The organism is Streptomyces chartreusis, assembly GCF_008704715.1.
Taxonomy (GTDB): domain Bacteria; phylum Actinomycetota; class Actinomycetes; order Streptomycetales; family Streptomycetaceae; genus Streptomyces; species Streptomyces chartreusis.
Map to the genome: position 1 here is coordinate 7,133,904 of NZ_CP023689.1, position 13,925 is coordinate 7,147,828.

General features: G+C 71.8%; 10 protein-coding genes. 2 read left to right on the top strand and 8 right to left on the bottom strand.

The window, feature by feature from the left end:
* Nucleotides 1-359: 359 nt before the first annotated feature.
* Complete coding sequence (locus CP983_RS31375; protein ID WP_189748671.1) at nucleotides 360-1,097, top strand: peptidoglycan recognition protein family protein; 738 nt, start codon at nucleotides 360-362, stop codon at nucleotides 1,095-1,097.
* Nucleotides 1,098-1,386: 289 nt separating this feature from the next.
* On the opposite strand, the gene CP983_RS31380 is transcribed toward CP983_RS31375, so the two are convergent.
* Nucleotides 1,387-2,526: a lipid II:glycine glycyltransferase FemX gene (locus CP983_RS31380; protein WP_150503328.1), complete on the bottom strand. Its 1,140-nt coding sequence runs from the start codon at nucleotides 2,524-2,526 to the stop codon at nucleotides 1,387-1,389.
* A 166-nt stretch (nucleotides 2,527-2,692) separates the two neighbouring features.
* Here CP983_RS31380 and CP983_RS31385 point away from each other — a divergent pair, with 166 nt between their 5' ends.
* The gene (locus CP983_RS31385; RefSeq protein WP_107907380.1) at nucleotides 2,693-2,896 is read left to right on the top strand and encodes a hypothetical protein; all 204 of its coding nucleotides are present in this window, start codon (nucleotides 2,693-2,695) and stop codon (nucleotides 2,894-2,896) included.
* A 38-nt stretch (nucleotides 2,897-2,934) separates the two neighbouring features.
* Here CP983_RS31385 and CP983_RS31390 read toward each other — a convergent pair whose 3' ends face one another.
* The 7 genes from CP983_RS31390 to CP983_RS31420 all read right to left on the bottom strand — a co-directional run bounded on the left by CP983_RS31390 (nucleotide 2,935) and on the right by CP983_RS31420 (nucleotide 13,601).
* Nucleotides 2,935-3,453, bottom strand: coding sequence for a DUF4240 domain-containing protein (locus tag CP983_RS31390; RefSeq protein ID WP_030951856.1), 519 nt, complete (start codon nucleotides 3,451-3,453; stop codon nucleotides 2,935-2,937).
* A gap of 104 nt (nucleotides 3,454-3,557) precedes the next feature.
* Nucleotides 3,558-4,538, bottom strand: coding sequence for a helix-turn-helix transcriptional regulator (locus tag CP983_RS31395; RefSeq protein ID WP_150503330.1), 981 nt, complete (start codon nucleotides 4,536-4,538; stop codon nucleotides 3,558-3,560).
* A 77-nt stretch (nucleotides 4,539-4,615) separates the two neighbouring features.
* Complete coding sequence (gene aceE, locus CP983_RS31400) at nucleotides 4,616-7,318, bottom strand: pyruvate dehydrogenase (acetyl-transferring), homodimeric type (RefSeq protein ID WP_150503332.1); 2,703 nt, start codon at nucleotides 7,316-7,318, stop codon at nucleotides 4,616-4,618.
* 261 nt (nucleotides 7,319-7,579) lie between these two features.
* The gene (locus tag CP983_RS31405; RefSeq protein WP_030951853.1) at nucleotides 7,580-8,209 is read right to left on the bottom strand and encodes a GntR family transcriptional regulator; all 630 of its coding nucleotides are present in this window, start codon (nucleotides 8,207-8,209) and stop codon (nucleotides 7,580-7,582) included.
* Between the two features lie 366 nt (nucleotides 8,210-8,575).
* Nucleotides 8,576-10,351: a 2-oxoglutarate dehydrogenase, E2 component, dihydrolipoamide succinyltransferase gene (gene sucB / locus CP983_RS31410; protein WP_150503334.1), complete on the bottom strand. Its 1,776-nt coding sequence runs from the start codon at nucleotides 10,349-10,351 to the stop codon at nucleotides 8,576-8,578.
* Nucleotides 10,352-10,409: 58 nt separating this feature from the next.
* Nucleotides 10,410-11,798: a dihydrolipoyl dehydrogenase gene (gene lpdA, locus CP983_RS31415; RefSeq protein ID WP_163017014.1), complete on the bottom strand. Its 1,389-nt coding sequence runs from the start codon at nucleotides 11,796-11,798 to the stop codon at nucleotides 10,410-10,412.
* A 255-nt stretch (nucleotides 11,799-12,053) separates the two neighbouring features.
* Nucleotides 12,054-13,601, bottom strand: coding sequence for a leucyl aminopeptidase (locus tag CP983_RS31420; protein WP_150503336.1), 1,548 nt, complete (start codon nucleotides 13,599-13,601; stop codon nucleotides 12,054-12,056).
* Nucleotides 13,602-13,925 lie beyond the last annotated feature (324 nt).

Here is a 13,925-nt window from a genome sequence, read left to right on the forward strand (position 1 = left end):
CGGCGGGTGTTGCGGGGACGTGGGCGGGCGTCGGTCGGGAAGGTGGGCGGGGAGCGGCGGGAGGCCGTCGAATCGGGCCCTGCTCGAACGGCGGCCTCTGCTCGGGCGGCGGCTCCTGCTCGGGAGTCGGCGCCTGCGGCTCGGGAGTCTGCCCGTGCTCGGGGATCGGTTCCTGCTCGGGAGTCGGCCTCTGCTCGGAGATCGGTCCCCTCTCGGGAGTCGGTTCGGGCTCGGCGGCGGTTGCGGGCGCGGCGGTGGGGGCGGATTCGGGGGCAGGGGGAGCCGGGGGCCAGGGCCGGGGGCCGGGCGTCGGGTGGTGGCAGGGCGTTGACGGGGCGCGGGTGTCCGGGGTGCTGGTCGTGTTGCTCGCCTGCGTTCCCGGGCTCGCCGCCGTTCTCGCGCTGCTGCTGTGCGCGCAAGGCGTCGAGCGGAGTGTCGCCGAGGAGGAGCGGCCCGTCGCGGCCCGGCCCGTCGGGGCGTATCAGGCGGCCCGGCCGGAGATCGTGCCCAGGTCCGCCTGGCTGGGCGGCGACGCCCGGCGCGCTCAGCCGCCCCCGCGCTACGACGACAAGGTCGTCGCCGTGTTCGTCCATCACACCGACTCGCCCAACGGCTACGACTGCGCCGACACGCCCCGCATCATCCGCTACCTGTACGCGGGCCAGACCGGCTCCCGCGACTGGGACGACATCGGCTACAACTTCCTCGTCGACCGGTGCGGCACGATCTACGAGGGCCGTGCGGGCGGCGTCGACCGCGCCGTCACCGGCGCCCACACCCAGGGCTTCAACCACCGCACCGCCGGCATCGCCGCCCTCGGCACCTTCACCGCCGGTGTCCCCGTCCCCAAGGCCATGACCGACGCGATCGCCGCGATCGCCGCGTGGAAGCTCGGGCTCTCCGAGACGGACCCCCGGTCGACGGTCCCGCTGACCTCCAGCAACAGCCTCAGCCGCTACTCCAGAGGCACCACGGCCGACCTCCCGGCCATCGCCGGCCACAACGAGGGCTACATGACCACGTGCCCCGGCGCGGCCCTGAGCGCCCGCCTCCCGGACATCAGAGAAACAGCCGCCCGCCTCCAGGGCAGACACTGACCACGCCCACCGGTCCCACGCCCCAGCCGGCCCCACCAACCGCGCGCACCTGCCGTCTCCACAGCAGTGCCCCGGCAGGCAGCCCCTCACCACGCGCCGCCCCCGGCACCTGCCGTCTCCCCACCGGCGCCCCATGAGCCAGGCCCTGACCACGCGCCGCCCCCCGGCACCCGCCGTCTCCTCACCGGCGCCCCAGCAGCCAGGGCCTGACCGCACGGCCGCCCCGGCACCTGCCGTCTCCCCACCGGCGCCCCAGCAGGCAGGCCCTAACCGCTCGCCGCCCCGCCCCTCACCGCCGCCCCAGATAAACCCCCACCGCCCGCTGCAGCGCCTTCCCCTGGCTGCCCACCGGGCGTTCCCACTCGCCCAGGTACTCCACGGCCCTGCCGCCCGCGCCCGTCTTGAACAGGAGGCGGCCGAGGAGGCGGTCGTCCGTCAGGGTCGGGGTGATGGAGCGCAGGTCGTACGTGCGGGCCCCGGCCTGTCTCGCGTCGCCCAGCATTCGCCACAACAGCACGCTGCTCGGGCGCAGTTCACGGCCCCGGCGCCCGGAGGACGCGTAGGAGTGCCAGACGCGGGAGCCGACGCCGATCATGAGTGCGGCGGAGAGGACCTCGCCGTCGTACTCGGCGAGGTAGACCCGCACCCGGTCGCCGTCCACCGCGTTCAGGGCCGCCCACAGACGCTGGAAGTAGCTCAGGGGCCGGGCCCGGAACCCGTCCCGTTCCGCGGTCGCGGTGTACAGGCGGTAGAACTCCGGCAGGTCCGCCGCCGTGCCCCAGGACACCAGGACCCCCGCCCGCTCGGCGGTGGCCAGGGACTGCTGCCAGCGCGGCGCGAGGGCGTCCCGCAACTCGTCCGTCGAGCGGCCCGCCAGCGGCACCTGACAGCCGTAGCGCGGCTGGCCGAGGCCAAAACCGCTGCCGTTGCCGTCCGCGCACCGCCGCCACCCGAACCGCCCCAGCCGCTCCGCGAGGTCCAGCGCGTATCCGTCGAGGCCGTCCGCGGGCAGGTCGTGCAGATGCCGTACGTCGGGGTCGGCGACGCCCGCCGCGACGGTGTCCGCCTCCCAGTGCCGCACCACCAGCGGCGGCCCCATCCGCAGCGAGAACGCCCCGCGCCGCTCCACATGGGCGACCAGGGCGTCCAGCCACCGGTCCACCCGCGGGGCCCGCCAGTCGATCCCCGGCCCGTCGGGGAGATAGGCGAGACAGCGCCGGGTGCCGGGCAGCGGGCGGTACAGGACCAGCGCCGACGCGATCAGGACCTCCCCGGCGGGCCCGTCCTCGAACCAGCCGACGCTCTCCGCCCGCCAGTCGGGCTTCACATCGCCCCACTCGGGGATCTGGAGATGGCTCGCGTCGGGGTACAGCCGCAGATGGGACAGATGGTCCTCGCGCGTGATCTCCCGTACGTACGGGCTGGTCATGGACTCGATGCTCCTGTTCGGGGCGGCCACCGTAAGCCGCCGATCACGCAACCGGTCAAGAGACCGCAGGTGAACCTTCTCCACAGGTTTCTCGTAGCCGGCTCAAGGACCCTCCCGAGGCGGCCTCCCTATGGTCATGAACACGCACTGACCGGAGGTGGGGATCATGAGCAGCAGCAACAGCGGGCACGGCGGCAAGCGGGTCTGGACGGCTCTCTGCGCGGTCGCGACCGTCGTCCTGGGGCCGGCCGCCGTCACGGCGTCCGCGCTGGACCAGGCCAACAAGGCACCGATGCACCACGCGGTGACGGTCGAGCGGACGCAGGCGTACATCCCGTCGGACCCGGGCCGCAGGCGGGCCGTGGCCTGAGACGCGAGGCCGAGGCCCTGAGACCCGGGCGCCCGGGCTCAGTCCTTGAACCGCTCCCACAGTTTCGGGAAGCGCTCCGCCAGCACCCGCGCGTTCTCGAAGTCCACCGGCGTGCCCTCCGGCTCCGGGGGCGCGGGCGGGATGCCGAGGTCGGGGGCGACCGTGCCGGTGAGCTGCTCGTAGGCCTCGTCCGCGGCGTAGCCGAGCTCCTCGCCGTCGCCGTCGAACTCCTCGTCGAAGTCGTCCAGCAGGTCCGCCAGCGAGTCGGGGTCGTGCACCCCGCCCTCGTACACCTCGCGGCCCTGGCCGATCAGCCAGCACCGGAAGAAGTCGAACGCGTCGTCGCTGGCCCCGTCCAGCAGGACCCAGGCGGCCCCCCACAGGTCCCAGGTGTACGCGCGGTTGTAGCGGGCCTCGAAGTGACGGGCGAAGTCGAGCACGGCGTCGGGGTCCAGTTGCAGCAGCCGGTCCACGAGCAGGTCGGCCTGCTCCTCGGGGTCACCCTCGGCGCCCTCACGCGCGCCGTCCACCAGCTCCCAGAACTCCGTCTCGTCCATCACGGGTCAAGCATCGGCCCTGGACGGGTGGGGCGCACGTGGAGTGTGGCGGATTGTTATGCGCCGACGCTCATCCGCCGTACAGCGTCGCCGGCCGTATCGCGTCATCCGCCGTACAGCGTCGCCAGCCGTATCGCGTCGCCCGCGAAGCGCTCCCGCAGCGAGGGCGGCTGAAGCACCTCGATCTCCGGGCCGAGCGACGCGAGCTGGGTGTGGGCGACCTCCTCGGACTCCACCGGCAGCGTCAGCGTCACCCAGCCGTCCCCGTCCGGGGCGCCCGCCGCCTCCACCGCCTCCCGCGCGGACTGCGGATCCACGGTGTACGGCAGTCTGCGCACCCCGCCCGGGGACACCCGCACCACGACCTCGGACCGCAGGATGGACCGCGCGAACTGCTCGGCCCGCTCGTCCCAGAACTCCGGCAGGTCGAACTCCCCGTCCCGCTCGAACCGCTCGCCCGCGGCCTCCACGGCCGTGAACCGGTCGATGCGGTACACCCGGTACGACCCCTGCCCGGCGACCCGGGCGCACAGGTACCAGACCCCCGCCTTCAGCACGAGCCCGTACGGCTCCAGCTCCCGCTCGGCCTCGCTCTGCGCCTCCCCGCGCCGGTAGCGGGCCACGATCCGGCGGTCGTCCCACACCGCGTCCGCGACCGCGGGCAGCAGCTGGGGGGTCTTCGGTTCCTTGAACCAGTTCGGGGCGTCCAGATGGAAGCGCTGCGCTGCCGTACGGGAGGCGTCGCGCAGGGACGGCATCAGGGCGGCGGACACCTTCAGCCGGGCCGCGGACGCGGTGTCCTCCAGCCCCATCTCCCGCAGCGCCCCCGGCACCCCGGAGAGGAACAACGCCTCGGCCTCGCTGCGCCCGAGCCCCGTCAGCCGGGTCCGGTACCCGCCGATCAGCCGGTACCCCCCGGCCCGCCCCCGGTCCGCGTACACCGGGACACCGGCCTCGGACAGGGCCTGCGCGTCCCGTGTGACGGTCCGTTCGGACACCTCCAGCTCGCGCGCCAGCTCGGCGGCGGTCATCGAGGGCCGGGACTGCAACAGCAGCACCATCTTGATCAGCCGGGCAGCACGCATACGGCCATCATGCCGGGACCCACCGACAACGAAGGGGCACGGCCGCGGCCGTACCCCTTCGTCGTCGTCACTCGGTCCTACAGGCCGTACTTCTCCCGGGCCTCCTTGACCGCCGTCGCCTTGACCTCGCCGCGCTTCGCGAGCTGGGCCAGGGCCGCCACGACGATCGACTCGGCGTCGACGCCGAAGTGGCGGCGGGCCGCCTCTCGGGTGTCGGAGAGACCGAAGCCGTCGGCGCCGAGGGAGGAGTAGTCCTGCTCGACCCACTGCGCGATCTGGTCCGGGACCTGGCGCATGTAGTCGGAGACCGCCAGCACCGGGCCGTCGGCGCCCTGCAGCGCCTGCCGGACGAACGGGACGCGCTCCTCGCCGCGCAGCAGCGCGGCGTCCGCCTCCAGGGCGTCGCGGCGCAGCTCCGTCCAGGACGTCGCCGACCAGACGTCGGCCGCCACGCCCCACTCCTCGGCGAGCAGCTTCTGCGCCTGGAGCGTCCAGTGGATCGCCGTGCCGGAGCCGAGGAGCTGGATCCGCGGGGCGTTCGCGACCGGGCTGAGGCCCGCCGACTCCGCCGTGTTGAAGCGGTACAGGCCCTTGACGATGCCCTCGTCGATGCCGAGCCCGGACGGCTTCGCCGGCTGCGGCATCGGCTCGTTGTAGACGGTCAGGTAGTAGAAGACGTCCGGGTCCTCGCCCGGCGCGGCCTCGCCGTACATCCGGCGCAGACCGTCCTTGACGATCGCCGCGACCTCGTAGGCGAAGGCCGGGTCGTACGTCAGCGCGGCCGGGTTGGTCGCCGCGATCACCGGCGAGTGGCCGTCGGCGTGCTGCAGGCCCTCGCCCGTCAGGGTCGTACGGCCCGCGGTGGCGCCGACGAGGAAGCCGCGGCCGAGCTGGTCGCCGAGCTGCCACATCTGGTCGGCCGTGCGCTGCCAGCCGAACATCGAGTAGAAGATGTAGAACGGGATCATCACCTCGCCGTGCGTCGAGTACGCGGTGGACGCGGCGATGAAGTCGGCCATCGAACCGGCCTCGGTGATCCCCTCGTTGAGGATCTGGCCGTTCTTGGCCTCCTTGTAGTACATCAGCTGGTCACGGTCGACCGGCTCGTACGTCTGGCCCTTGGGGGAGTAGATGCCGAGCGACGGGAAGAGCGACTCCATACCGAAGGTGCGCGCCTCGTCCGGGACGATCGGCACCCAGCGCTTGCCCGACTCCTTGTCGCGGACGAGGTCCTTGATCAGGCGGACGAAGGCCATGGTGGTGGCCACGTTCTGCGAACCGGAACCCTTGTCGAAGGACGCGAACGCCTTCTCGGCCGGGGCCGGCAGCGGGGCCACCGGGTGCACACGGCGGGCCGGGGCCGGACCGCCGAGGGCCGCGCGGCGCTCCTGGAGGTAGCGGACCTCGGCGGAGTCGGCGCCCGGGTGGCCGTAGGGCACCTGGCCGTCGGCGAAGGCGCTGTCGGAGATCGGCAGCTCCAGCAGGTCGCGCATCGTCTTGAACTCGTCCACCGTCAGCTTCTTCATCTGGTGGTTGGCGTTCTTCGACGCGAAGCCGGCACCGAGGGTGTGGCCCTTGACCGTCTGGGCCAGGATCACGGTCGGCGCGCCCTTGAACTCGACGGCGGCCTTGTAGGCGGCGTACACCTTGCGGGCCTCGTGGCCACCGCGGGAGAGGTGGAAGCACTCGATGATCTTGTCGTCGCTCAGCAGCTTCGCCATCTCGACCAGCGCGGGGTCGGCGCCGAAGAAGTCCTGGCGGATATAGGCCGCGTCGCGGGTCTGGTACGTCTGCACCTGCGCGTCGGGTACCTGGCGCAGGCGGCGTACGAGCGCGCCGGTGGTGTCGAGCTGGAACAGCTCGTCCCAGGCCGTGCCCCACATCGTCTTGACGACGTTCCAGCCGGCGCCGCGGAACTGCGCCTCCAGCTCCTGCACGATCTTGAAGTTCGCGCGGACCGGGCCGTCGAGGCGCTGGAGGTTGCAGTTGATGACGAAGGTCAGGTTGTCCAGACCCTCACGGGAGGCCAGGGCGAGTGCCGCCGTGGATTCCGGCTCGTCCATCTCGCCGTCGCCGAGGAAGGCCCAGACGTGGGAGTCGGAGACGTCCTTGATGCCGCGCGCCGTCAGATAGCGGTTGAAGCGCGCCTGGTAGATCGCCGACAGCGGGCCGAGGCCCATGGACACCGTCGGGAACTCCCACAGCCAGGGCAGCCGGCGCGGGTGCGGGTACGACGGCAGGCCGTTGCCGCCCGCCTCCTGGCGGAAGTTGTCGAGGTGCGCCTCGGTGAGGCGCCCGTCGAGGAAGGCACGGGCGTAGATGCCGGGGGAGGCGTGGCCCTGGATGTAGAGCTGGTCGCCGGACCCGTCGGCCTCCTTGCCCTTGAAGAAGTGGTTGAAGCCGGTCTCGTAGAGCCAGGCCGCGGAGGCGAAGGTGGCGATGTGGCCGCCGACGCCGTATTTGGAGCCGCGGGTCACCATGGCGGCCGCGTTCCAGCGGTTCCACGCGGTGATCTTCCGCTCCATCTCCTCGTCACCGGGCACGGTCGGCTCGGCGGCGGTCGGGATGGTGTTGACGTAGTCGGTCTCGAGGAGCTTCGGCAGCGCGATGCCGCCCGCCTCGGCCCGCTCCAGCGTGCGGCGCATCAGGTATGCGGCGCGGTGCGGACCTGCCGCCTTGGCGACCGCGTCCAGCGAGGCCTGCCATTCGGCGGTCTCCTCCGGATCACGGTCGGGGAGCTGGTCGAGCGCGCTCGGCTGGATGGCGTTGGGGTCGGTCATGTCGCCGCCTTCCTCAGTCGAAGGGGGTTCCCTCATCGGTAAGGGTTCGGGGTTGCCCTTTGTCTTTGGCAGGACAGGGCGAAGACCTCGGTGGAGGTCCGTCGGCGACAATAACTCTCTGATCGATGATCGATCAAAGGGTAGAGGGTGAAAACCTCTTGATCACGAGAAAGTCGGCACGCGGTGCCTTTCGGACAGGCACCGGGTGCCGCGTTTTTCCCGGGTTTTCGCAGGTGAGGCCACGTATGAGCGGGGCCGCGCTCAGGACTCGTGCCGGGGGGCGCAGCCGAGCACATGCGCCTTGACGATCTCGGCGATCCGGGGGTCCCGGCGCCGGAACGCCGCCACCAGCTCCTCGTGCTCCTCCGCGTACGACTGCTGCACGGTGCCCAGCCAGCGGATGGACAGGGCCGTGAAGACCTCGATGCCGAGGCCCTCCCAGGTGTGCAGCAGCACGGAGTTGCCGGCGGCGCGGACCATCTCGCGGTGGAAGGCGACCGTGTGCCGGACCTGGCCCGTGCCGTCGGAGTTGCGGTCGGCGTCGTAGAGCGCGGTGACGTGCGGGTCCAGGGCGGAGCAGTCCTCGGCGAGGCGGTCGGCGGCGAGCTCGGCGGCGATGGCCTCCAGGCCGGCCCGGACCGGGTAGCTCTCCTCCAGGTCGGCGGCGGTCAGGCTGCGGACGCGTACGCCCTTGTTCGGCGCCGACTCGATCAGGCGCAGGGACTCCAGCTCGCGCAGTGCCTCGCGTACGGGGGTCTGGCTGACCTCCAGCTCGGTGGCGATACGCCGCTCCACGATCCGCTCGCCCGGCTGCCAGCGACCGCTGATGATCCCCTCCAGGATGTGCTCGCGGATCTGTTCGCGCAGCGAGTGGATGACGGGGGCGGTCATGAGGGCTCCTTAGGGCGCGTTGACGTTTAGACAATACGGCCGTGGCGCTCCGCTGGGTGAGCCGACAAGGGGGTCTTGGTGCAGGTGAGACGAGACTTACACGGGGTTGGGGTGGGGTGGGCGCCCAATGGGTGGGTTCGACTGTCGGCGGGCGGGTGCGGGTAGTCGTGGGCTCGTCGCGCAGTTCCCCGCGCCCCTTAGGGGCGTACATCGCACCCACCTCAAGGGGCGCGGGGAACTGCGCGACCAGCCACGACCCGCCCGCACCCGCCCGACAACCCCGCGCACCGAGCTCTCAGGCGCCCCAAAAAGCGACGCCCCGCCCGGAGAAGTTCCGGACGGGGCGTCGTACCGCTTCGTCGGCGATTACAGACCGAGCTCGACCTCGAACTCGCCGGCCTCCAGGATCGCCTTGACCGCCGTCAGGTAACGGGCCGCGTCGGCGCCGTCGACCAGGCGGTGGTCGTAGGAGAGGGTCAGGTAGGTCATGTCGCGGACGCCGATGACCGTGCCCTCCTCCGTCTCGATGACGGCCGGGCGCTTGACCGTGGCGCCGATGCCGAGGATCGCGACCTGGCCCGGCGGCACGATGATCGTGTCGAAGAGCGCACCGCGCGAACCGGTGTTGGAGATGGTGAAGGTCGCGCCGGACAGCTCGTCGGGCGTGATCTTGCTGGCGCGGACCTTGCCGGCCAGGTCGGCCGTGGCCTTGGCGATGCCGGCGATGTTCAGGTCGCCCGCACCCTTGATGACCGGGGTCATCAGGCCCTTCTCCGAGTCCACCGCGATTCCGACGTTCTCGGAGTCGAAGTAGGTGATCGTGCCCTCGGCCTCGTTGATCTTGGCGTTGATGACCGGGTGGGCCTTCAGCGCCTGGGCCGCCGCCTTCACGAAGAACGGCATCGGGGAGAGCTTGACGCCCTCGCGCGCGGCGAAGGAGTCCTTGGCCTGCGTGCGCAGACGCATCAGACGGGTCACGTCGACCTCGACGACCGAGGACAGCTGCGCCTGCTCGTGCAGCGCCTTGACCATGTTGTCGCCGATGACCTTGCGGATGCGCGGCATCTTGACGGTCTGGCCGCGGAGGGGAGAGACCTCCAGGGCCGGTGCCTTCTTGGCGGCGGCCGGGGCAGCGGCGGCGGCCGGAGCCGGAGCGGCAGCGGCGGCCTTCGCGGCCTCGGCGGCGGCGATGACGTCCTGCTTGCGGATACGGCCGCCGACGCCGGTGCCCTTGACGCTGGCCAGGTCGACGCCGTTCTCGGCGGCGAGCTTGCGCACCAGCGGGGTGACGTAGGCGCCCTCGTCGGTCGCCTGGGCGGCGGCCGGAGCGGCCGGAGCCGGGGTGACCGGGGCCGGAGCGGCCGGCGCGGGAGCCGGAGCCGCGGGGGCGACCGGAGCCGGGGCGGCAGCGGCGGGCGCGGCCGGAGCGGCGGGGGCAGCCGGGGCTGCGGGCGCGGCCGGAGCCGGAGCAGCGGGGGCGGGGGCCGGAGCCGCCGGGGCCGGGGCGGCCGCCGGAGCGGCACCCGCGACACCGATGACGGCCAGCTTGGCGCCGACCTCGGCCGTCTCGTCCTCGCCGACCACGATCTCCAGCAGCGTGCCGGAGGTGGGCGCGGGGATCTCGGTGTCGACCTTGTCCGTCGACACCTCCAGCAGCGGCTCGTCGGCCTCGACGCTGTCGCCGACCGACTTCAGCCAGCGGGTGACGGTGCCCTCGGTGACGGACTCGCCGAGCGCGGGCAGGACGACGTCCGTGCCCTCGGCGGAGCCGGCGCCGGCGGTGGCCTCGGCGGTGGGCGCCGGAGCCGGGGCGGCCTGCTCGGTGGACGGGGCAGCGGCCTGCGGGGCCGGCTCCGGCTGGGCGGGCTCGGCGGCCGGGGCCGGGGCGGCAGCGGGGGCACCCGTGCCGTCGTCGATGACGGCCAGCTCGGCGCCGACCTCAACGGTCTCGTCCTCGGCGACCTTGATGGAGGCGAGGACACCGGCGGCGGGCGAAGGGATCTCGGTGTCGACCTTGTCGGTCGACACCTCGAGCAGCGGCTCGTCGGCCTCGACGCGCTCGCCCTCGGCCTTCAGCCAGCGGGTGACAGTGCCCTCGGTGACGCTCTCGCCGAGCGCCGGAAGGGTTACGGAAACCGCCATGGTTTCGGTTGCTCCTTACGAATTGCGGAAGTCTGTGTCGTCGCTTCGTGACCGAGGGTCAGTCGTGAGCGTGCAGCGGCTTGCCGGCCAGGGCCAGGTGGGCCTCGCCGAGCGCCTCGTTCTGCGTCGGGTGGGCGTGGATGAGCTGGGCGACCTCGGCCGGCAGCGCCTCCCAGTTGTAGATCAGCTGGGCCTCGCCGACCTGCTCGCCCATACGGTCGCCGACCATGTGGACGCCGACCACCGCACCGTCCTTCACCTGGACGAGCTTGATCTCGCCCGCGGTGTTGAGGATCTTGCTCTTGCCGTTGCCCGCCAGGTTGTACTTCAGAGCGACGACCTTGTCCGCACCGTAGATCTCCTTGGCCTTGGCCTCGGTGATACCGACGGAGGCGACCTCCGGGTGGCAGTAGGTCACGCGGGGGACACCGTCGTAGTCGATCGGGACGGTCTTCAGACCGGCCAGACGCTCCGCAACCAGGATGCCCTCGGCGAAGCCGACGTGCGCGAGCTGGAGCGTGGGCACCAGGTCACCGACGGCGGAGATGGTCGGGACGTTGGTGCGCATGTACTCGTCGACGAGGACGTAGCCGCGGTCCATGGCGACGCCCTGCTCCTCGTAGCCGAGGCCGGCGGAGACCGGGCCGCGGCCGACGGCGACCAGCAGGACCTCGGCCTCGAACTCCTTGCCGTCGGCGAGGATGACCTTGACGCCGTCGGCGGTGTACTCGGCCTTGGAGAAGAAGGTGCCCAGGTTGAACTTGATGCCGCGCTTGCGGAACGCGCGCTCAAGAAGCTTGGAGGAGTTCTCGTCCTCGACCGGGACGAGGTGCTTCAGGCCCTCGATGACGGTGACCTCGGAGCCGAAGGACTTCCACGCCGAGGCGAACTCGACGCCGATGACGCCGCCGCCCAGGATGATCGCGGACTTGGGCACGCGGTCCAGGACGAGGGCGTGGTCGGAGGAGATGATCCGGTTGCCGTCGATCTCCAGGCCCGGCAGCGACTTCGGCACGGAGCCGGTCGCCAGCAGGACGTGGCGGCCCTGGACGCGCCGGCCGTTCACGTCGACGGAGGTGGGGGAGGACAGTCGGCCCTCACCCTCGATGTACGTCACCTTGCGGGAGGCGACAAGACCCTGGAGGCCCTTGTACAGGCCGGCGATCACGCCGTCCTTGTACTTGTGCACACCGGCGATGTCGATGCCCTCGAAGGTGGCCTTCACGCCGAACTGCTCGCTCTCACGAGCCTGGTCGGCGATCTCGCCCGCGTGAAGCAGGGCCTTGGTGGGGATGCATCCCCGGTGCAGGCAGGTGCCGCCGACCTTGTCCTTCTCGATCAGGGCGACGTCCAGGCCCAGCTGCGCCCCGCGCAGGGCCGCAGCGTAACCACCGCTACCACCGCCGAGGATCACTAGGTCGAAAACGGTGCTGGCGTCGTTCGCCACGTCACGTCCTCCATGCATGTGCGCCGTACGCCGGTCAGCGTTGACCGGGCGGCGGCTGGTGTCCGGCCGCTCTTTCTTCGGCCCTGTGGTGGGGGCCCTGTCCTGCCGAGCCCCATCTTCGCACTTGTCCACACCGAACGAGACGCCGGGCCGGTGTGTGAGACGTCCCACGTTCAGCTGAGCGCACGGGAGAGGCGGGCATGGAAGAGGGGCTCCGCCCTACCCGCGCGCGGAGCCCCCTCAACCCGAACGACGTCAGCCCAGGTCGCCCGCGGCCGTCAGCTCGGCGAGCCGGACCAGGGTGCGCACGGCGGAACCGGTACCGCCCTTGGGCGTGTAGCCGAAGGGGCCGCCCTCGTTGAACGCCGGCCCCGCGATGTCCAGGTGCGCCCAGGTGATCCCCTCACCCACGAACTCCCGCAGGAACAGACCGGCGACCAGTCCACCGCCCATGCGCTCACCCATGTTGGCGATGTCGGCGGTGGGCGAGTCCATGCCCTTGCGCAGGTGCTCCGGCAGCGGCATAGGCCACGACGGCTCCCCGACCTCCTCGGCGGCCTCCACGATCGCGGAGCGGAACGCCTCGTCGTTGGCCATCACGCCGAAGGTGCGGCTGCCGAGCGCCAGCACCATGGCGCCGGTCAGCGTGGCCACGTCCACGATCGCGTCCGGCTTCTCCTGCGAAGCGGCCCACAGCGCGTCGGCGAGCACGAGCCGGCCCTCGGCGTCGGTGTTGAGCACCTCCACGGTCTTGCCGCTGAACATGCGCAGCACGTCACCGGGGCGCACCGCGGATCCCGAGGGCATGTTCTCGGCCAGCGCCAGCCAGCCGGTGACGTTCACCTGGAGCCCGAGGCGGGCCGCCGCGACCACGCCGGCGAACACGGCGGCCGCGCCGCTCATGTCGCACTTCATCGTCTCGTTGTGCCCGGCCGGCTTCAGCGAGATGCCGCCCGAGTCGTAGGTGATGCCCTTGCCGACGAGCGCGAGGTGCTTGCTCGCCTTGGAGTGCGTGTACGTCAGCTTCACCAGCCGCGGACCCGCCTGCGAGCCGGAGCCGACGCCGAGGATGCCGCCGTAGCCGCCCTTGGTGAGCGCCTTCTCGTCGAGCACCTGCACCTTGATGCCGTGCTCCTTGCCGGCCGCCGTGGCGATCGCGGCGAACGACTCGGGGGTGAGGTCGTTGGGCGGGGTGTTGATCAGGTCGCGGGCGCGGTTGAGCTCCTCGGAGACGGCGGTGGCGCGCTCGATCGCGGCCTTGTGCTCCTTGTCGCGGGGCTTGCCGCCGAGCAGCGCGGCCTCGGCGAGGGGGGCCTTGCCGTTCTTCTTGCCCTGGGCGCCGGAGTCCTTGCCGTTCTCCTTGTACACGTCGAAGGCGTACGCCCCGAGCAGCACGCCCTCGGCGACGGCGCCGATGTCGGCGGCGTCGCCCAGCGGCAGCGCGAACGCGGCCTTCTTGGAGCCGGCGAGGGCGCGGGCGGCGACACCGCCGGCCTTGCGCAGCACCTCGGCGTCGTAGTCGGCGTCCTTCTCGGGCTCGGCGCCCAGCCCCACCGCCAGCACGAGCGGGGCCTTGAACCCGGCGGGGGCGGGGAGCTTCGTCACCTCGCCCTCGGCGCCGGAGGCACCGAGGGTCTCAAGGACGCCGGCGAGCCTGCCGTCGTACGCCTTGTCCACGGCCTCGGCGCCCGGTGCGACGACGAGTCCCGCGGACTTGGACGCAGCGCCCTTGGCGACACCGATCACGATCGCGTCGGCCCGCAGGCCGGGCGCCGCGGCGGTGCTGAGAGTGAGAGCAGTCACGGTGGTGAAATCTCGCTTCCGATGTGAAGTTGCGATGGCCGAATAGTGTGGGTCGACCGGGCCCGACGGCCGACCCTAGTTCCGACCTGTGGGTGCGTTGGCAGCGGGGCCTTCCCCGGTACGGCGAACACTCGGGACGAGCCTACGCTCGTGTGAGCGTTCGCTCATTCCTACGGACGTTCACCTGTGAGTGGCGTCGCGGCCGTTTCCTGATCCTCGCGACCGGCGAGCGAGCCACACTCTGTCTGGTTCCGGCGAGCCGCTCGCTCGCCGTTTCGCATGATTTCCATGGATCCTCTGCCGATTCTTCGCAATCGGCCTGCA